Source organism: Amycolatopsis coloradensis (genome assembly GCF_037997115.1).
Classification (GTDB): domain Bacteria; phylum Actinomycetota; class Actinomycetes; order Mycobacteriales; family Pseudonocardiaceae; genus Amycolatopsis; species Amycolatopsis coloradensis_A.
Genome location: NZ_CP150484.1, coordinates 3,691,578 through 3,711,248, shown reverse-complemented (window position 1 = coordinate 3,711,248; position 19,671 = coordinate 3,691,578). Strand labels below are relative to the sequence as shown.

General features: G+C 68.9%; 12 protein-coding genes. 11 read left to right on the top strand and 1 reads right to left on the bottom strand.

The window, feature by feature from the left end; all coding sequences use genetic code 11:
• Nucleotides 1-136 precede the first annotated feature (136 nt).
• The 6 genes from LCL61_RS17785 to LCL61_RS17760 all read left to right on the top strand — a co-directional run bounded on the left by LCL61_RS17785 (nucleotide 137) and on the right by LCL61_RS17760 (nucleotide 7,893).
• Nucleotides 137-2,560, top strand: coding sequence for an ATP-binding protein (locus LCL61_RS17785; RefSeq protein WP_340687849.1), 2,424 nt, complete (start codon nucleotides 137-139; stop codon nucleotides 2,558-2,560).
• A 288-nt stretch (nucleotides 2,561-2,848) separates the two neighbouring features.
• The gene (locus LCL61_RS17780) at nucleotides 2,849-4,201 is read left to right on the top strand and encodes a YcaO-like family protein (RefSeq protein WP_340687848.1); all 1,353 of its coding nucleotides are present in this window, start codon (nucleotides 2,849-2,851) and stop codon (nucleotides 4,199-4,201) included.
• A gap of 8 nt (nucleotides 4,202-4,209) precedes the next feature.
• Nucleotides 4,210-5,553: a hypothetical protein gene (locus LCL61_RS17775; protein ID WP_340687847.1), complete on the top strand. Its 1,344-nt coding sequence runs from the start codon at nucleotides 4,210-4,212 to the stop codon at nucleotides 5,551-5,553.
• The gene (locus LCL61_RS17770) at nucleotides 5,550-6,068 is read left to right on the top strand and encodes a hypothetical protein (protein WP_340687846.1); all 519 of its coding nucleotides are present in this window, start codon (nucleotides 5,550-5,552) and stop codon (nucleotides 6,066-6,068) included. Before LCL61_RS17775 ends, LCL61_RS17770 begins: the two co-directional genes overlap by 4 nt.
• Entirely contained in the window at nucleotides 6,065-6,898 is an 834-nt protein-coding gene (locus LCL61_RS17765) for a thiopeptide-type bacteriocin biosynthesis protein (RefSeq protein ID WP_340687845.1), read from the top strand. The genes LCL61_RS17770 and LCL61_RS17765 overlap by 4 nt, the downstream gene beginning before the upstream one ends.
• A complete protein-coding gene (locus LCL61_RS17760; protein WP_340687844.1) occupies nucleotides 6,895-7,893 on the top strand; it encodes a helix-turn-helix transcriptional regulator in 999 nt (332 codons plus the stop codon). Before LCL61_RS17765 ends, LCL61_RS17760 begins: the two co-directional genes overlap by 4 nt.
• Before the next feature lie 5 nt (nucleotides 7,894-7,898).
• Here the strand turns inward: LCL61_RS17760 and LCL61_RS17755 are convergent, their stop codons facing one another.
• Entirely contained in the window at nucleotides 7,899-8,756 is an 858-nt protein-coding gene (locus tag LCL61_RS17755) for an alpha/beta hydrolase (protein ID WP_340687843.1), read from the bottom strand.
• Between the two features lie 205 nt (nucleotides 8,757-8,961).
• Here LCL61_RS17755 and LCL61_RS17750 point away from each other — a divergent pair, with 205 nt between their 5' ends.
• The 5 genes from LCL61_RS17750 to LCL61_RS17730 all read left to right on the top strand — a co-directional run bounded on the left by LCL61_RS17750 (nucleotide 8,962) and on the right by LCL61_RS17730 (nucleotide 18,860).
• Complete coding sequence (locus LCL61_RS17750; protein WP_340687842.1) at nucleotides 8,962-10,050, top strand: nucleotide disphospho-sugar-binding domain-containing protein; 1,089 nt, start codon at nucleotides 8,962-8,964, stop codon at nucleotides 10,048-10,050.
• A gap of 192 nt (nucleotides 10,051-10,242) precedes the next feature.
• Entirely contained in the window at nucleotides 10,243-15,192 is a 4,950-nt protein-coding gene (locus LCL61_RS17745; protein ID WP_340687841.1) for a beta-ketoacyl synthase N-terminal-like domain-containing protein, read from the top strand.
• Nucleotides 15,183-16,217 carry a ketoacyl-ACP synthase III family protein gene (locus LCL61_RS17740; RefSeq protein WP_340687840.1) on the top strand — a complete coding sequence of 345 codons (1,035 nt, stop codon included), beginning with the start codon at nucleotides 15,183-15,185 and terminating at the stop codon, nucleotides 16,215-16,217. Before LCL61_RS17745 ends, LCL61_RS17740 begins: the two co-directional genes overlap by 10 nt.
• A gap of 113 nt (nucleotides 16,218-16,330) precedes the next feature.
• Nucleotides 16,331-17,821 (top strand): FAD-binding oxidoreductase, encoded by a 1,491-nt coding sequence (locus tag LCL61_RS17735; RefSeq protein WP_340687839.1) that lies wholly within the window; start codon nucleotides 16,331-16,333, stop codon nucleotides 17,819-17,821.
• 25 nt (nucleotides 17,822-17,846) lie between these two features.
• Entirely contained in the window at nucleotides 17,847-18,860 is a 1,014-nt protein-coding gene (locus LCL61_RS17730) for an aldose 1-epimerase family protein (protein ID WP_340687838.1), read from the top strand.
• The last annotated feature ends 811 nt before the right edge of the window (nucleotides 18,861-19,671 follow it).

Genomic DNA, 19,671 nt, shown 5'->3' with positions numbered 1-19,671 from the left:
CAGAAATTTACATCCGATAGGGTCCATTGATCGCCCTTACGGGTATCACGAAACCCCTGCCAAGGGATCATGCAGACGTGGACCTTATAGCGTCGATGCCACTCTTCGAGGCATGACAGTGGAGGAGTGTGGTCGCGTGGGCACGAGGGCGTTCGGTGAGGTCCTGCGGCTCTACCGGCTGCGTTCGTCGATGACGCAGGAAGAACTCGCCGAGCGGACCGGGATCAGCGTGCGGGCGATCAGCTACATGGAACGCGGCCGGGTCCGCACGCCGCAGCGCCGGACCGTGGAACTCCTGTCCGAAGGCCTCGGGCTGACGCACGACGAACACCGGGAGTTCGCGGACGCCGGTCGCGCCGGACGGCGCACATCGTCCGATACGGACAAGCCCGACCTCGCCGGCACGCTGACGAGCAGCTGCGCGCTGCCACCGGAGCTGACCGAGCTGACCGGCCGGGACGCCGACCTGGAGGCCTTGGAGCGGTACGCACTCGAAAGCGTTGCCTCCTGCCGGCTGCAGCTCGCGGTCGTTCACGGGCTGCCGGGCTCCGGTAAGACCGCGCTGGTCGTGAAGGCGGCGCACCGCTTGAAGGAAAGCTTCGCTGACGGCTGCCTCTACCTGGATCTTCGCGGCACGGACCGCGCCCCGCTCACCACCGATCGGGCGGTCCGGCAACTGCTGCACGCGTTCGGTTTGGACGAGCGCGTGGTCCCCAACGATCCCGACAACCGGCTGTCGCTCTACCGCTCGCTGCTCCGCGACCGCACGGTGCTGCTGGTGCTCGACAACGCCGCCGACGAGGCACAGGTGCGGCCGTTGCTGGCGACCAGCAACGGCACGCTCGTCCTGGTCAGCAGCCGTAACACGCTGACCGGATTGGACGTCCGGCACCGGATCGGTCTGGACCGCCTCACCCCGGACGACGCGGTCGAACTGCTGGGCCTGGTCGCCGGGCAATACCGCGTCGCCGCCGAACTGGAGGAAGCGAGACGGGTCGCCGGCCTTTGCGGCGGCATCCCGCTCGCGCTCATCATCGCGGGCAACCGGCTGGCCAGCCGCACCCAGTGGCCGATCTCGTACCTCGCCGACCGGCTGGAGGACGAGAGGCGACGGCTGTCCGTGCTCACCGCCGGGGATCTACAGGTGCGCACGGCCTTCGAAATCTCCTACCACCACCTCGATCCCGATGCCGCGAGCATGTTCCGACGCCTCGCCCTGGTACCCGGATCCGAGGTCTCGATCGAGCTGGCCGCAGTCGTCTCGGGACAGCCGGAGGAAACGGCCGAGCTCAGCTTGGAGAAACTCGCGGACGCCAGCCTGCTCACCGCCAGCGGGACCTGCGGGCGGTACACCTGCCACGACCTGTTGCGCGTCTTCGCGCGAGAGCGCCTGGAACGCGAAGAAAACGTCGAGGCAACACAGGACGCCCTGGTCCGGACAAGGCACTGGTTACTCGAGGTCGCCACCAAGGCCGCCCTGTACTTCGACCACGACCGAATGGGCGTCCGGGCCGTCGACGGCCCGGACCCCATCTACGACCGCCAGGCCGCGACCAGTTGGCTGGAAGCGGAACGGTCCAGTTGGCGCTGCTCGCTGCGCACCGCCGTCGCACAGGGGGAACATCGCCGGGTCCTGGACCTGGCGGCCGCCATGCACTGGTACTCCGACCTGCGCGGTGACGGGGAGCTGTGGTGCGAGGTGTTCGGCGCGGGGGCGAAGGCGGCGCGTGCGCTGGGTGACCGCCGGGCCGAAGCGGAACAGTCCAACTTCCTGTGCTGGGCTCTCAGCGTCCTGTGCGGTAAGCCTTACGAAGCGCTGGAAGTGCACGATCGCGCGGTCGCCGCCGCGACCGAGGTCGGGGATCTCGTCCTGGAGGCATGGGCCTACTACTACCGCTCGGCGATAGACTCACGCCTGACCTTGCCCGCGGACGCGGTGCGTCACAACCGGCGCGCCGTCGCCTTGTTCGAGCAGGCCGACTACCCGACCGGTCAGTATCTGTCGATGTCGTGGCTGGGCAGGCAACTACACATGACCGGCGAATTCGACGAAGCCGTGACGCTGCACCGCCGGTGTGTCGCCCACTACCGAGGTCAGGCCAGCACCCCGGGCAACGACGAACTGCTGTCCATGGTGCTGACGCGATACGCGGAGACTCTCGCCGCCCTCGGTGACCTGTCCGCTGCCCTGCCGGTTCTCGACGAGGCCGAAGCGTTGTTCAGGAAGCATGGGGCGGTGGTCGGCGTCGCCCGCGTACAGCACCGGCGTGGCCAGGCCCTGCTCAATTCTCGCCGCCTCACCGAAGCGACGGATCAGCTGCTGTCCGCTTTCCGGCTCCTGGCCGACAACCGCTGGTCCGACGACAGGGTCCGCATCCTGGAGCAGCTGTCGGAAATCTACGAACAGCGGAACGAGCCCGGCCTCGCCAGGGAATACCGCATCCAGGCACTGACCGAATGCACCCGCTATGAGACGCCCGCGAACCGGGAGACCGCCCGTAAACTCGCCGGACTGCTCGGTGTCGACAACGCCGATCAGCCGGTCGCGGGCGCAGGCTGAGACCGTACGGGCATTTACTTTCCAGCCAAAACGCGATAATCATTCATATTATTAACACCGCAAGAGTACCGGCAAAAACCCCGAACTCCAGGTTTTGCCGGTACTTCTTCATGACCAAACGTGGCGGCGCGATGTTCAATCAGCCCAAAGCGGTGACAGTGAGTCAAAACGAATAGTCTTCACATCCGTTGAGAAAGCGCTTACTGATCGTCTGCAGACTTTTCACAGACGTACTGACGACAGTTGACGGACATGGTGTGACGCCGGAACAGAGCCGGAGGACGGGCGATGACCCCACGGACGGGAAACCACACCCACGCGCCGGCAAGGCGGGCGGATTCGCTGGCCGCCATGCGCGCCTTGGTCTCGCCGTACGGTCTGGTCGGCAGGACGGGGAACACGCTCGGAGAGCCGCGGATCCCGATCGGGGTTAGCTTCCTCGGCGAGCTCGGTGAGGTCTTCCCCCGGCTGAGTGGTTGGCACCGATCGGTGGCCACGGACGGGAATTTCGACGGCGCGGGCGGCGACCTCGATCCCGAGCGGGCCGAACTCCTGAGTGCCGCGGAGTCGCTCGAGCGTTATGCGGCGCTCGCCGTCCGAGAAGACCTTCTGATCACGGCGAGCGCCGACGAACTCGGCCCGGATGCCGTGGCCCCGAGCGAGTGGCCCCGGCCCTCGGCGGCCGAGTTCGCCACGCCGCGCTTCCCGTTGACCCGGCCGGACGACCGGGGTCGGCTCCAGTGGGTCAGGGCCTGGTCACTCACCAGGGAGCGACCGCGGTATGTGCCCGCCCGGATGGTGTGGCTGCGCCTGGCCCCCGGCGGTCCCGCCGAATCCTTCACCCTCGGAAACTCCAGCGGCAGCGCGGCCCACGTCGACTACCCGCGCGCGGTGCTCGGCGGCCTGCTCGAGGTCATCGAACGTGACGCCCTCATGCTGACCTGGCTGCACCGCCTCCGTCTGCCCAGGCTCGCGGCCTCGGCCCGCGATCTTCCGCCTTCCCTGCGCCCTTATGCCGAGCGGAGCCACGAGGCCGGCCTGGAGACCTTGATCTTCGACGCCACCACGGACTTCGGCGTTCCCGCGTTCTTCGGCCTGCAACTCGCGGACGACGACCGGCTGCTCGCCCAAGTGGTCGCCACCACTGCGGGGCTGGATCCGGCGGCCGCCACCGCCAAGATCCACCGAGAGCTGGCCATGCTGAGGACGGCGTTGCGTTCCAGCGCGCCGCCGGACGGCGCGGACACGATACTCGATGGTGCCTGCGGCGGCGCGCTCGTCAACGGCGCACTGGCCGCCAGGAAGAACTTCGACTTCTTGCTGGAGGGACCGCGCCCGATCCGGTCCTTCGCCGATCTCCCCGGCCCCGGCACCGACGATCCGGTCCGGCAGCTGGCGTGGGTGGTCTCCCGGCTCCATGACGCCGGCGCGGAGGTCCTCGCGGTCGACATCACCCCGGTCGAGGCCCGCGCGACGGGCACGGTCGTGGTGAAAGTGCTGGTGCCCCAAGCCATGCCGATCACCTTCGGCACCACGGTGCGCTTGCTCGGCACACCGAGGCTGGCCACGGCCCCGGCCACGATGAACCACCCCGTGCGGCCGGAACACCGGCTCAACCCCCTCCCGCAACCCATGGCATGAGGAACACCATGAACCCCGCATCCCCCAGTCCGCCGCCACGTCTTCTCCGCCGTCGCCGCGGTCTGCGCTCCGTCGTGGTCGGCGACACGCTCGTGCTCGGCGGTTCGGTGGCACCGGTACGGCTGTCCGGCAAGTCTGCCACGACCTGCCTGCCCGCTCTGCTCGGAGCCCTCGACGGCAGCCGTGGCGTCCGCGAGCTCTCCGAAGCGATCGGTGTCCTGGAACACGACGTCGAACTCATGCTTTCCTTGCTCGGCAGGCACGGCGCGGTGGAATCCGTCGCGACCGCGTCGGCGCCGGACTTCACCGAGGGCGGCTTCTTCGCTTCCGTGGCCGGGCATCGCGCGGATTCGCGCAGCGGGGAAGAGCTACGAGACGGCTTCGCGGCGATCACCGTCGAAGTGGTGGGCGAGGACGCGTTCGCGGCGAAAGTGCGCGAGGCGGCGGCCACCCGTGGACCGCGTCGGCCGTCGAGCGGGACTCTCGTGGTGGGCGGCTGCGCCGCTGAACTGGCCGCTCGGCGGCTTGCCGGTAGCGCCGTCCTCCCGGTCCGGGCGGCGGGCGACGACCTTGTGATCGGGCCTGTCGTCCGGCCCGGCGCGTCCCCTTGCCCGCGCTGCGTCACCGAAGACACCGATGAGCCCTCCGCCCTGCCGGGCAGGTACCGGGAGCTCGCCGCGGCGTTCGTCGCCGCACGGATCCCGGTGCTGGCCATCGCCCGCCACGACGACGTCGCTTGGTCGGAGCACATCGATTTCGCCTCCGGCCGGACCCGGCTCGTGGCCAGGGCCTCCCGGCCTGGCTGCCCGGACTGCTCCGTACTGCGCGGGATCGCTCCCCGGCCCGCGAGCGCGGCCGTCCGGTACGAGGCCACCCTCGGCCGGGTCGCGCCGTCGCCGGGACCGAAGGCCCATGCGGTCGAATGGCCGCTCGCCCGCCGCGTCCCGGCCGTGGGCGTCGGCGCGCCGGTGCAACGGGTGTGGGCAGAAAACCCGGTCACGTCCCTGCGCTGCCATGTGCTGGCCCCGGGCGAAGCCAGCGTCCCCCGGGCGGTGTTCGGCGTCGTCCGGGACGCTCCCGAACTGGCGCTACTGTCCACCGTCACCTCGTCCGCCCCCGCGATGGTCGTGCTGACCGGAACGGTCGAACCCGCGATGCGGTGGTCCGGGAACGCGGCGCTGCATGAACTCCTCGTCGAAGCGGGCTGGGCGATCGAAGTGCTCCGGGAAGCACTCGGTGACCGGGCGGCGGTACTCGACGGCTGGTCCGACGATCAGGTCGCCTGGCTGCCCGCCGCTGTCCCGGAACGCGAGCCGATACTCGCCGTACTGGAAATCAGGGAGGTTCGATGATCATCCAACCGGAGATGGCCGAAGTGCTCGTCTCGTTCGGGACGGCGAACCGGACGACCGCGCCGGTGTCACGTCTGCCCATGCCACCCGGCGTACCCGTGTCACCGCCGCCGGCGCTGCGCGACGTCGTCGCCCGGTGCGGCCGGAGCATCGAGCTGGTGGTCTCCACCAGTTCGATCCCGGGAATGTGCGACGGCGTGACCGTGGCGCACGAGGACGGCACGTTCGGCCACCTCGGCCCCGGACATCACGACCTCGCGCCCGGAACGGCGGTCCTCTCCCTGCTGGGCGACATCGAAACCGCCGTCGCCGTCCACGGTGGGCATGGCTACCGGCTGCTGCTTTCGGCGGCGGGGAGGCAATGTGCCGCGATGGTCGACGCCGCCACACGAGCCGGCCTGAGCGCCGAGCGCTGCCGCCCGATTTCGTTCGGAGAGCTGAGAACGCTGGTCCCGGCCGACGGCGCCGGGCGAGCGATCCTTTGTGGACTGTCACTGCGATGGGACACGGCGTGAACGGATACGAATGGTGGTACGCCCGGCTGTATCCGGGCGCGGCCTCCGGGATGGACACCGTCGCGGCGGGAGCGAGCCGCTGGGCGAAGCGGACCGCCGGAGAAATCGACGCGAGGTGCTGGTACTTCATCCGCTACGTCGACGCGACCGGTGTCCACATCAGACTCCGCGTGCAGGCAGACCCGGACGCACTGGACACGCTGGACGAGCGATGCGGCCCGCTGCGTGAACTCGTCGCCGCGACCGACGGGTCGCAATCCCCCGCGCACCGGCGGCTCATTCCCGAAGCGGGCACGCTCGACACCCCGGGGCCGCCCGGTGTCCGGCTCGGCGTCTACGAGCCGGAAGTCGACAAGTACGGCCGTGACCACCTGCCCGACGCCGAAACCGCCTTCCAGGACTCGAGCGAACTGCTGCTCGACCTCGACGCGACGAGCAAGCCACAGCCCGGTGCCCGCGCCGGACTCGCCGCCCACCTGATGCTCGAGGCCGCGACCGCGGTGCTCACCGAAGCGGAGTGCCGCGAATTCTGGCCGTTCCACCGCGGCTACTGGGGCGAGCATCTGCGTCTGCTCAGGCTGTCCAAGACGGCCCTGCAGAAGCGGCTCGACACCGTTGTCGCCACCATCTCGGGCCATCCGCCCACCGAGGCCGAGCTCGACCTCTTGCGCGGCTGGAGCGACCGGCTGGCGCGCTGCCTGCACACGACCGAGCCGTCGCGGCGTCCGCGGCTGTTCTTCCACCACCTGCACATGAGCATGAACCGGCTCGGCTATCTGCCCGCCGAGGAGGCCATGATCGGGCTGGCCATGATCGGAGGCGGAAAGTGACCACCGAAGTCGAACCGACAGCGTCCCTCGCCGGGGCATCGGGGTTGAGCCCCGAAGCGATCCGGCTCTATCACCAGATCGTGCTCAACCCCGGCATTCTCGGGGCCGACACGACACGCGGCCGAGATGACGACATGAGCGAGGCCGTCACCCAGCTCGCCGAAACGGGGCTGGTCCGGCCCGCCCCCGGAAACGGCTGGGAGGCGGTCGATCCGGGCATCGCCGTGGACGCACTCGCCCGCCGGGCGCAGCATGTCCTCGTCGACCACTTGCTCCAGATTTCCGCACTCGGGCGGAACTTCACCCTTCTGCACGGTGTCGGCGCGCACCGCGGGAACGGTCAGGCCGCCTTGTTCGAACCGGTCGCCACCGAACACGAGGCCCACGCGTTCCTCGCCGAGTATCTCCGAACAGGTCCTCAGGACGTCGTGGCGTGTTCGGGAGGTCCGGGTCCGGGCTTCGCCGATTGTTGGGTGGGCAGCTTGCTCAGTCCGGCGCTGATCCCGCCCGGCCGCCAGACGCGTCTTGTGATACCGCACGGGAACACCCTTCGCCCGCCGTTCGCCGAACACCGGGCCATCCAGGTCCGGAGCTGCCCTCAGATCCCCCTCACGGCCGTAGCGGTGGGCTCTTCGGTCGGCGCGCTGGCGCTGCCGTCCACAGCCCCGTCCTCCCCCACACGGCGGTTCTTCGTCTATCGGCATCCGGCCGCCCACACGGTGGTCAAAACGCTGTTGGACTCCCTGTGGTCGTTTTCGGTGCCTCTGCACGCGCGGATTCCGCCGCCCGCCGGGGTACACCGGGAAATCGTCGGCTTGCTCGCGATGGGCAAGAAGGACGAGAACATCGCCCGCCATCTCGGTCTCGGGCTCCGGACCACGCGTAAGCACATCGCCGACATCCTCAAGACGCTGGGCGCGCGCAGCCGGCTCGAGGCCGGCGTGCTGGCCGAGCGGAACGGCTGGCTGGACCCGTGCACCGAAGCTCCTCGCTGAGCCCTTCAGCCGGGCAAGGCGAGGACGTCCAGCAAACACGCGGCGAACTCCTCGGGCATTCCCAGCATCCCGCCGTGATCACCGGGAAACACCACGGGCCGCAGGCCCAGGCGTCCGGCGAGCAAGAGCGCGGTCCGATACGCGAATTGGCCTTCCGACGTGGTGCCGACACCGACCACCACCCGGCCCCGGGTGGCGCGCAGCGCGTCCAGATCCGGGACGTAGCCGGCCAGTGGGCGCCACATGGGGCCGAAGAAGACCTTGAGGTTCGCCGGGGTGAAGAACTCCTCCAGATGGTCCCGCATCGCCACGGTCGCGACGAGTTCGTCCGGATCCGGGGACTCTGGCACGTCGAAACCCGCGGACGGCAGGAATTTGCCCAAGGCCGCGCTCACACCGGCGGTTCCGGCGGTCTCGTAGATGTCGGCGTTGTACGCGCGGCGCTCCTCGTGACCGGGCAGCAGTTCGGCGATCGACGGTTCGTGCGCGATCAGGGTCCGCACCCGTTCCGGATCCGTCGCGGTCAATTCGAGTGCGGTGGCGCAGCCTCCACTGGTGGCGAACACGAAAGCGGGCTCGTGGGTGACCGTGCGCAGCAGCCGGCGCGCGTCGTCGGCCTGGGTCTCGACCGTGATGTCCCGGCCAAGGTCATCCACTGTGGACTCGGACAGACCGCGTGGGTCATAGGTGATCACGGTGTGGTACTTCGCGAGCAGCGGCGCGATGTCGTCGTACATCGACGCGCCCGCCGGTCCGCCGGGAATCAGAAGCAGCACCGGCCCGCTTCCGCGCACCTGATAGCTCAACCGAGCCCCGGGAACGTCCACCGTGCCCGCCCGCTCCGTATCCCACGGCTCTTCCACCTTGCCGGCTCCCTCCTGCGTCTCGAACTCGTCGTGGTGCGAATAAACGGTAAACCCTCGCGCAGCGGTGATGGGAAAGAATTGTTTGCACGGGCACCATCCACGTAGTGCATGATGCTGCACGATTGAGGTATCAATTCGCTGATATGGTCGTTTCATGCGCGTTTTGATCAGCACTTGGGGATGGCGATCTCACTATTTTCCGATGGTTCCGTTCGCGTGGGGTCTCCGCGCGGCCGGACACGAGGTCCGCGTCGCCGGCCATCCGTCGCTGGCGTCCGCCATCACCGGCTCCGGCCTCACAGCGGTCGAGGTCGGCGACGACCCGGATTTCGTCGATCTCTTCACCGTCGGAATCAACAGAAAAGCCGAATCAGCGGGCGAGTCCGTCACGGTCGATGGCGCGATCGCGGGCTGCGCGGACATGATGGTCGACGACCTCGTCACGTTCGCCCGCGACTGGCGTCCGCAGTTGCTGGTGCACGATCCGCTGAACCTGGCCGCCCCGATCGCGGCGCGGGTTCTGGGCATCCCGGCCGTCAAACACCTGTGGGGCCCCGACTTCTCGGCGATCATGCCGGTCGCCGAGGAGGTCGTCACCGGAGATCTGGTACGCCGGTTCGGGATCGATCGGCTTCCCGACACCCCGGACCTGATCGTCGACCCCTGCCCGTGGGCGATGCAGGTTCCCGCACCGGGCGACGTCCCTCGTCAGCCGATCCGTTTCGTTCCCTACAACGGCCCCGCGGATCATCCGGGGTGGCTGTGGCCGCGATTGCCGCGGCCACGGGTGTGTGTCACCTGGGGGACCCTGATGTCCGAAGTGGACGGCGGCGAACTCTTCCGCGCACCGCGTGTCGCGGAGGCGCTGGCCGCGTCCGGTTTCGAGGTCGTGGTCGCCATCGACCCCAAGACCCGCCCGCGATTCGGGACCCCGCCTGACCATGTCCGGTTGGCCGACAGCCAGATCGCCCTGCACGTGGTGCTGGCGAGCTGTCAGGCCATCGTCCATCAGGGCGGGGCAGGCTCGACGATGACCGCGCTCGCCGCCGGAGTGCCGCAGGTGATCCTGCCCGCGGTCGTCGATCAGCGGTTCAACGCCGCTCAGCTCGCGCTGACCGGCGCCGGCGTCGCCGGGGATCTCGAGACGGTGGCCGATCAGGTACACGCGCTGCTGACCGAACCGCACTGGCGGGAGGCGGCCACCGCGCTCGCCGAGGAGAACGCCGGTCGCCCCAGCCCCGCGGAGGCGGCGATCGGGCTGGCCCGACGACTCGAGATGCAGTCCGTTTGAGCCGACACGAAGATAGGCAAGGCAAACTGACATGCGCCGCCCTGATTTCGGCGCAGGTCAGTGACTGAGTGATCTTTGGGACATCTGACGTCCCAAACCTATACAGTCCCGCCACGCCCGCACAAACTCTGCATAAATTTCATCAATTACCAGAAAATGCCGTCCTACAATGCTGCCCGAAGGGACCGTGTAGTGAGCGTCGACGCACCAGGAACCGAACCGGTCGCCGTGATCGGGATCGGCTGCCGATTCCCGGGGGAAGCCGAAAGCCCGGACGCTTTTTGGGATTTGCTGCTGGCGGGGGTCGAGACCAGTTCCGACGTCCCCGCCGATCGGTGGCGGTCCTACGCGGAATTGGGTCATCGGCACGCCTCGGTGCTGCGCGACACCGTCGGAAGGGGGAACTTCCTGTCCCGGATCGACGGGTTCGATGCCGATTTCTTCGGGATCACCCCGCGCGAGGCGGAGCTCATGGATCCGCAGCAGCGGATCCTGCTCGAAGTGGCCTGGCAGGCACTGGAGCACGCGGGGATCCCGCCGTATTCCCTCGCCGGCAGTGAGACCGGCGTGTTCGTCGGTTCGTGCACCGACGATTATCGGCGGCTTCTGCTCGAAGACATCGTGCACATGGACGCGTGGAGCGGCATCGGAGCGGCCCGGTGCGCGGTGGCGAACCGGCTGTCGCACGTGCTGGACCTCCGGGGGCCGAGCCTCGTCGTCGACACGGCTTGCTCGGCGTCCTTGGTCGCGTTGCACCTGGCCTGCCAGAGTCTGCGTTCGGCCGAAAGCGGCCTGGCGCTCGTGGCGGGGGTGAACCTCCTGGTCTCACCGGGCGAAACGGTGACTCTCAACCTCGCGGGCGCGCTCGCGGCCGACGGCCGGTCGAAGGCGTTCGACGCCACCGCCGACGGGTATGGACGCGGAGAAGGCTGCGGTGTCCTAGTCCTCAAGCGTCTCTCCGACGCCCGGCGCGACGGAGACCAGGTGCTGGCACTCGTCCGCGGCAGCGCGGTGAGCCAGGACGGCTACACCAGCGGGATCATGGCGCCCAATCCGGTCGCTCAGGAACACGTCATGGTGCGGGCCTGCGGGGACGCCGGTGTCGACCCGCGGACGGTCGGGTTCGTCGAGGCGCACGGAACGGGCACCCTGCTGGGCGATCCCCTGGAGGCCGAGGCGATCAGCGCGGTGTACGGCGTGGACCGCGCGGACGACGGCTGCTTCATCGGTTCGGTGAAGGCCAACATCGGCCATCTGGAAGGCGCCGCCGGCGTCGCGGGCGTGATCAAGACCGTGCTCGCGCTCGGCAAGGCGGAGATCCCCGCCACGCCGATGGCGTCCGGTCCGAACCCGGCTGTCCCGTGGCACGACAACGGTCTGCGGCTCGTGACCGAACGCGTGCCGTGGCCGTCGGCGGACGAGCCGCGGCGAGCGGGTGTTTCGGGGTTCGGTTACGGCGGCACGGTCGCGCACATCGTGCTGGAGGAAGCGCCGGGCACACCGGCGGACCACCAGGCCGACGGCCCGCGCGAACGGTTGTTCGCGCTGTCCGCCGCGTCGGAGGAGGCGCTCGGCCGCCGGGCGGGCGACCTCGCGGACTGGCTGTCGAAACAGGGCGACGAGGTCTCGCTCGACTCGCTCGCGCACACGCTGGCGCTGCGGCGGTCTCATCTCGGGCACCGCGCGACCGTCACCGCTTCGAACCGTAGCGAGCTGATCGGACGGCTGTACGATCTGGTCCAGGACGAACCGGTGGACGCCGTCGTCACCGGTAGCCCCCTGCCTGACCGCGAGACCGGCCTGGTGTGGGTGTTCTCCGGGCACGGTTCGCAGTGGGCCGGTATGGGCCGCGAACTGCTGGCGACCTCTCCGGCCTTCGCCGCCGTGCTCGACGAGCTGGCGCCGGTGTTCGCGGACGAGCTCGGGTTCACCCCGCGGCAGGTTCTGGAGGACGGCACCCTCGACGACGTTTGCCGCATCCAGTCGATGATCTTCGCCATGCAGGTCGGCTTGGCCGCGGTGTGGCGTGATCGCGGGCTCGTTCCGGCCGCGGTGATCGGGCATTCGGTCGGCGAGATCGCCGCCGCCGTCTGCGCGGGCGCACTCGACCTCGATGCAGGCGCCAAGCTGAGCTGCCGTCGTTCGAGCGTGCTGCGCCAGGAGGCGGGCAAGGGCGCGATGGCCATGGTCGGCCTCCCGTTCGCCGAGGTGGAGCGACGGCTCGCCGGTCGTCCCGGGATCGTCGCGGGCATCCAGTCCTCGCCGGTGTCCACTGTGGTCTCCGGTGAGCCCGGTGCGGTCGAGGCCGCGATCCAGGAGTTCCAGGAGGCGGGGCTGGTCGTCCGGCGGGTCGCCTCGGACGTGGCGTTCCACAGCCCCAGGATGGACCCGCTCGCGACGGAACTGGCCGGAGCCGTCGCCGAGCTGCGTCCGGCGTCGGCGGAGATTCCGCTTTACAGCACCGCTTTAGCCGATCCGCGCGCGCACCCCACGTTCGACGGGACCTACTGGTCCGTCAACCTGCGCGAGCCGGTGCGGCTCGCCAGTGCCGTCGCCGCGGCGGCCGAGGACGGCCATCGGGCCTTCCTGGAGATCTCGCCGCATCCGGTGGTGACGCACTCGATCAGCGAAACCCTTTCCCACCATGGGATCGAAGAGGTCTTCGTCGGCGGAACCCTGCGCCGCGGCCAATCCGAGGAACGCAGCCTCCTGACCGCGCTCGGCTCGCTGTACTGCCACGGCCTCGACGTCGACTGGTCCCGGCTGTATCCGGAGGGTGAGCTGGTGGCGGCCCCCGCGAACCCGTGGCGGCACCGGTCGCTCTGGTGGCGGCCTCGGCTCGGTGGCGAGGGTTCCGCCCATACGCACGACCCGGACGACCACACCCTGCTCGGCGCGGAGACACCGGTCGCGGGCAGCGCCGTCCGGATGTGGCAGAGCGATCTCGACGATGGGAACCGACCCTATCCGGGGAGCCACAGCATCAACGGCGTAGAGATCGTTCCCGCCGCGGTGTTCCTCACGACATTCTTCGCGGCCGCCGCACCGGGGTCCCCACCGCCGACGCTGCGGAAGATCGTCATGCGCAGCCCGCTGATGACCGCCGAGCTCAGGAACATCCAGGTCGTCCTGGACGGCGACACCCTCCGGATCGCCTCCCGCGCCGCGGGCACCGGCTCCGGACAGGGATGGGACGTCCACACCTACGCGACCGTCGCCGGCCCGGGCGAACTTTCCGGCCCGCACACACCGGACGTTTCCCTCGAGCCGGTGTCTCCCACCCTCGTTCACGACCGGCTCAGCGCCGTGGGAGTGCCGTCCACGGGTTTCGACTGGACGGTGCGGGAGCTCCTGCGCGGCAGCGGCGCACTGCGGGGAACTGTCTCGTTAGGACAGTCCACCACCTGGGCACCGTTGCTGGACGCGGTCATGACGCTCGCACCGGTCGCCTATCCGGGGGATCCCATGCTGCGGATGGCCGTCGGGGTGGACGAGGTCACGGTCCAGGGCGAGCCGCCCGAATCGGCGGTGATCGACATCGCGGTGCGCGCGGACGCTCCGGACGCGGTGGACGTCACGGTCACGACGCCCGAGGGTCTGGTGATCGCCCGGTTGAGCGGCCTGCGGTACGCGACCATCGGCGCCGAGGACGCCGTCTCCGCCGATCCCCGCGCACTGGTGCACGAGATCGTCTGGCGACCGTACGAACCGGTGGTGGCCCCGGACCGAGCCCTGGTGATCGTCGGCACGCACGACGAACTGGCCGGGCGGCTGGTCGCGCATGCCCGCGCGGCGGGACGCGAATGCCGGCTGCTCGACGACCTCGCGGAGGGGGGCGACCTCTCCGGCGTCGACGTCTGCCTGGTCCTGCCGACAGCCACCTCGGACGAGGCCGAGGACTTCCTCCGGTCGTTCGCCACGATCACCTCGGGTCGGATCGGCAGACTGTGGTGCCTCACGACGGGCGCGGTGCGGACGGGAACGGGCGTCGAGCCGCCTCAACGTCCGGCCGCCGCGGCCGTCACCGGTTTCGGCCGCACCCTTGTGGGAACCCGGCCGGAATCGTGGGGCGCGGTCGTCGATGTGGACGATCCCGACGCGGAGGGAACCGCGAAGACCGTGCTCGGCCTGATCGGAGCGGCGCCGGGCGAGGCCGTGATCGCGGTGCGGGATGGCCGTCCGTTCGTGGCCCGGGCGTCCCGGGTGGCGGCTCAGCCGGACCGTCCGGGGACGCCGTGCCGTCCGGAAGGCACTTATCTGATCAGCGGTGGTCTCGGCGAACTCGGCTTCGCGGCCGCGGATCGTCTGGTGGACCTGGGCGCGAAACGCCTTCTTTTCCTTACGCCGGAGGAGTTCCATCCGCGATCCCGGTGGGAGTCCACCTCGGACGCCGAGGCTCTGCTGGCGTTGGAAGCGCGGGGTGTCACGGTGCGCGTCGTCACCGCCGGGCTGACCGATCCGGACAGCTCCGGGCTCCCTCCCGTCCGGGGCGTGCTCAGCATCACCGAACCCGGTGTTCCGGGCGGGAGGTCGCGTATCGGCGGCACGCAGGCACTTCACGACCTCTTCCCGCCGGGCACCTTGGATTTCTTCACCGTCTTCTCCTCCGGCGATCAGCTGCTGAACCAGCCCGGATCGGAGCTGGACGGAGCGGCCTGCGCCTTGCTGGACGCGGTGGTGCTCCAGCGCGCGGAGGCCGGGGAACACGCGGTGTGTCTCGATGTCGTGTCCGGGCACGACTTCGCCGCGTCCGTGGTCGTCGCGGCTTGGGACCTGGCGGACCGTCGCGGGCCCGGGGTCTACCCGGTGTTCCGGGACGACCGGCCGGAACTCACGGCCGCCGTCGGCGAACCTGACGATCCTCAGGAGGCGCCCGCCACCCTTCCCGACGAAATCCGTTCGCTGATCGCGAAAGAGATGAAACTCGCCCCCGAGGATCTCGCGCCCACAGGCTCTCTCGCGGATCAGGGCATGGACTCGATCCTGACCGTCATGGTGCGGCGGCGCCTGGAGAAGCGGTTCGGCTGCAAACTCCCGTCCACCCTGCTGTGGCAGACGCCGACGGTGTCCGCGATCGCGGACCACATCGCGGAGCTGCTGGCAACTTCCGCCGTCCCTAGGGGAGAAACGCCATGCGCGTGAGGGACGTCCACCTGAGCGGGATCGGCTCGGTCGTCCCTCCGGTGTTCCCGGTGGAACGCGCCGTCGCGGAAGGGTTGTACCCGGCGCTGGAAGCCGAGGCGCACGAATTCCTCGGGGTGGCCGTCGCGGGTGAACGCCCCGCGCCGGACATGGCGCTGGAGGCCGCCCAGTCGGCGGTCAAACGCGCCCTCGTCGAGCCGACCGAGCTCTCCCTGTTGCTCTACACCAACACCTGGCATCAGGGACCCGACGGCTGGCCGCCGCAGGCATACCTGCAACGCCACCTCGTCGGCGGACGCGTGCCCGCGATGTCGGTCCGGCAAGGGTGCAACGGCATGTTCGACGCGCTGGAGCTCGCGACCTGCTACCTGCGCGCGGTGCCGGACCGGGAAAGCGCGCTTCTGGTGACGGCCGACAACTACGGCACCCCGATGATCGACCGGTGGCGGGTCTCCTCGGGCATGATCGGCGGTGACGCCGCCGTGGCCGTGGTGCTGACGAAGAACCCCGGCTTCGCCCGGCTGCTGTCGGTCACCTCGATATGTCTACCCGAGGGCGAGGAACTGCATCGCAGCGGGGAACCGCTTTTCCCACCGACCGTGACCACCCGCCGTCCCCAGGACTTCCCCGCGCGCTACGAGCACTACCGCACCAACCCTCCCGGCGGGGTCGGCGTTCTCAGGCGGATTCCGGCGGTCATGCTCGAGCTCGTCGAGACCGCGGTGTCGGAAGCGGGCATCGGGATCAAGGACGTGGCCAAAGTCGCTTTCGAAACGCATTCCCGGGAAGTCGTCGAGCAGCGGGTGATGGCCCCGCTCGGTTTGGACATGACGAAATCGACCTGGGAGTTCGGACGGCGCATCGGCCATTGCGGTGCCGCCGACCAGTTCCTTGCCCTCGAACACCTCCTCACGGCGGGCGAGCTGAATCCGGGCGACCATATGCTTCTTCTCGGCCAGGCACCGGGTCTGGTTCTTTCCGCCGCGGTGGTACAGGTATCGGAAATTCCTGAGTGGACGGTGTGACTGTCCCGGCTCCTGCGCAGAATCACCGGCAAGAGTCAATTCTTGCGTGGAAAAGCGCCTTTTCCGGATAAATACTGATCCAGCCAGACTGCCGCAGCACCGGAGGGAGAACCGTGACGGAAGCGGGATTCAGCAGGCGCAGGTTTCTGACCACGACCGCCGCTTTGACAGGTACCGCGTTGCTCACCGGTGCGGGCGGCAGCGCGTTCGCGACCGGTGGCCGCGAGCGTGCGGGCGGCATCGACCTCGACGGGCTCGGCAAGGCGATGTCGGGGCGGTTGCTGCGGCCCGGCGATACCGGGTACGAACTCGCGGCGCGACCATGGAACCTGGCGCTGTCCGCACGCAGACCGGCCGCGATCGCACTGGTCGACGACCGCGACGACGTCATCGAGTGTGTACGGCGGGCCGGTGGCCGCGGGGCACCACTCGCGGCCCGCTCGGGCGGGCACAACTACGCCGGATTCTCGACGCCCGATTCCGGTGTGGTCGTCGACGTCACCGCGCTCGACAAGATCTCGGTCCGCGACGACGGCACCGCGGTGGTGGGCTCGGGCGCGCGTCTCATGGAGGTGTACACCGCGCTGGCCGCGCGCGGCCGGGCGCTGCCGGGCGGAACCTGTGCCTCGGTCGGCATCGCCGGCCTCACCCTCGGCGGCGGTATCGGCCCGCTCACCCGCGCCTACGGCCTGACCTGCGACAGGCTGAAGGCCGCGACGGTCGTGCTCGCCGACGGTTCGGTGCACAAAGTGGACTCCCACCGGGACGCGGATCTGTTCTGGGCCTTGCGCGGCGGCGGTGGTGGCCACGCGGGCATCGTCACCGAGTTCACCTTCAGCACGGTTCCCGCACCGTCCCCAGTGATCTTCAATCTCGAGTTCCCTGCCGAACACACCGCGAAGGTCCTTGCCTCATGGTCGGCCTGGCAAGCCGCCGCGCCCAAGGGACTCACTTCGACTTGTTCGGTCGAAGCCCGCAAGCAGCCGACCGCATCGATCGAAGGCGCCTGGATCGGCACCGACGCCGCGTTGGACACCCAGCTGGCCTCGCTTATCGCGGAGGTGGGCGTCGCGCCCACCGAACGCACCACCACCAGGAAGTCCTACCTCGACGCCATGCTGCACTACGCCGGCTGCGACGAAGCCAAGACCTGCCACCTCAACACCAAGCCCGGTGGGACGGTCGAGCGGGAGAGCTTCCACGCCGCGTCACGGATGGTGCCGCACACCCTGAAAGCCGCCGATGCCGACCGCGTCGTCGAGATACTGAGCGGCCACAGCGACATGGTGCTCCTGTTCGACGGGGTCGGCGGCGAGGTCGACAGCGTCGGCGCCCGTGACACCGCGTACCCGCATCGCGGCGCCAACGCGTCGATGCAGATCTACGGCTGGAGCGAGACCGACCAGGGCGAGGTCCTCACGCAGGCGCAACAGGCTCTGACCCGAGTCATCGGCACCGGTTCCTACGTCAACTACATCAACCCGATGCAGACCGACTGGGCCACCTCGTACTGGGGAGCCAACAAAACGCGGTTGCGCCGGATCGTCTCGGCCTACGACCCGGGCAAGGTATTCGACTTCCCGCAATCAGTGCTTCGCGGCTGACCCAAGAAATCGGAGTGACAGAACCATGGGTACCTTCTCCCGTCGCGCGGCGCTCACCGCCGCGGCCGGAACCACCGCCGCGCTGGCGATCGGCGGGGCACCTGCCGTCGCCGCGGCGGAGACCGGAACGATCCTGCCCACCGGTCGCCAGTACCGCATCACGTCCGGGAAGCAGAGCCTGGTGGTCGCCGAGGTGGGCGCCGAGTTGCGGTCGTGGACCGTGGGCGGTCGCGCCGTCCTGGCGGGCCACCCGGACACCGGCATGGGCGACAGCCACATGGGCAAGATCCTGCTGCCCTGGTCGGACCGGATCGCCGGCGGCAAGTACAGATTCGACGGGATCGACTACGAAACCCCGATCACCGAACACTGGAGCGGCTGCGCCATCCACGGGCTCGCGGCCTTCCTGCCGTGGACGCTCGTCAAGCAGAGCGGCAACCTCCTGAGGCTCGGTTCCGTGCTGTACCCGCAATACGGCTACCCCTTCCTCCTCAAATTCCAGACCGAGTATCTGCTCGAAAAAGCCGGGCTCCGGGTCACGCTCACCGCCACCAACGCCGGTGACAGGCCCGCCCCGTTCGGCAGCGGGTACCACCCGTACTTCAAAACCGCCCCGAAGATCGAAGACGCGAAACTGACCGTGGCCGCGTCGACCTACCTGATCAACGACGACAACGGCATCCCGACCGGCCGGTCGGCCGTCGCCGGAACCGCGAACGACTTCCGCACCCCCACCCTCATCGGCCCCGCGAAGCTCGACCTCGCCTACACCGACCTCATCCGCACCTCGGCCGAAAGCACACTGGCCGAACTCGAAACACCCGACGGACACAAGATCCAGCTCTGGGCCGACGACAAGAACAAGTACCTCCTGGTCTATTCCGACGACTACGCCGAAGGCAGGCCCGCCCGCCAGGCCATCGCCATCGAACCGGTCACCAGCCCCGGGAACTCCTTCAACAGCGGCGAGAACCTGATCGTCCTCAACCCAGGCCAGACCTTCCGAAGCACCTGGGGCGTGCGCACGAATTCGCTCTGACCCACGCTCGGGCAGCGGCACACGCGAAGGCCCCTTTCCTTGGCTGGTCCGAGGACAGGGGCCTTCGTGTGCCGCAGGCGTGTCGCGAAAGCCACTTTCAGGACATCACACGTCGCGAAAGTGGCTTTCGCGACACGCCTTGACCATGAGACACACCAAGAACCACGTCGGCGGCGTCGTGAAGGGCCCCTTCACTACCTTGAGGGTCAGGTTGCGAGCTGGGTCGTGAGTGGTAAGTAGCGTTAGAACACGACTTGCCACTCACGACCCCCTTGGCGAAACCGCGCAAAGTACCCAAATCGGCCACCTTGTCTCGCATGGTGTCCTTATGGACAGCAGGGAAGCGTAGGGGCATCGTTGATGAACCCACTCCCGCTGCCAGGGGCCCGAATCGCCGCTCTCGGCTCACCTGACCAGCGGCTATGCGACCTTGCCGGGATCTGACCTCCAGAGTAGACAAGGAGGCCTTCACGAGCGCACGCGTGCGGCTCGTCGGACCGGCTGCCGGAATCGGAGCGCTCGGCGCTCGAACTGGCCGCGCCGGACGAGCCAGGGCGCGGCGAAAGGCAGGCGGCGTTATCGACTCTCCGCTCCCCCGGGCCCCCTGAGCGATTCAACCTCCAGATGGACACATGACCCGGATCCATGCAGCTTCCTGCCGTTCGAGTACGCGAATGCACCTTCCTGCACGACTTCGCGCAAAGCCGAAACAGCACCTGCAGAAGTTACCGAAATTTCTGTCTTTCAGGTGATTCTTCCTCCCTCCAACGGTGCAGCGAGATGTTCAATGACCACAACGTAGTGACACTGA

Excerpts from the sequence above, each read along its gene's own strand:
- LCL61_RS17730 (WP_340687838.1), top strand. The coding sequence starts at position 17,847 with ATGGGTACCTTCTCCCGTCGCGCGGCGCTCACCGCCGCGGCCGGAACC.
- LCL61_RS17770 (WP_340687846.1), top strand. The coding sequence starts at position 5,550 with ATGATCATCCAACCGGAGATGGCCGAAGTGCTCGTCTCGTTCGGGACG.
- LCL61_RS17775 (WP_340687847.1), top strand. The coding sequence starts at position 4,210 with ATGAACCCCGCATCCCCCAGTCCGCCGCCACGTCTTCTCCGCCGTCGC.
- LCL61_RS17750 (WP_340687842.1), top strand. The coding sequence starts at position 8,962 with ATGGTTCCGTTCGCGTGGGGTCTCCGCGCGGCCGGACACGAGGTCCGC.
- LCL61_RS17740 (WP_340687840.1), top strand. The coding sequence starts at position 15,183 with ATGCGCGTGAGGGACGTCCACCTGAGCGGGATCGGCTCGGTCGTCCCT.
- LCL61_RS17780 (WP_340687848.1), top strand. The coding sequence starts at position 2,849 with ATGACCCCACGGACGGGAAACCACACCCACGCGCCGGCAAGGCGGGCG.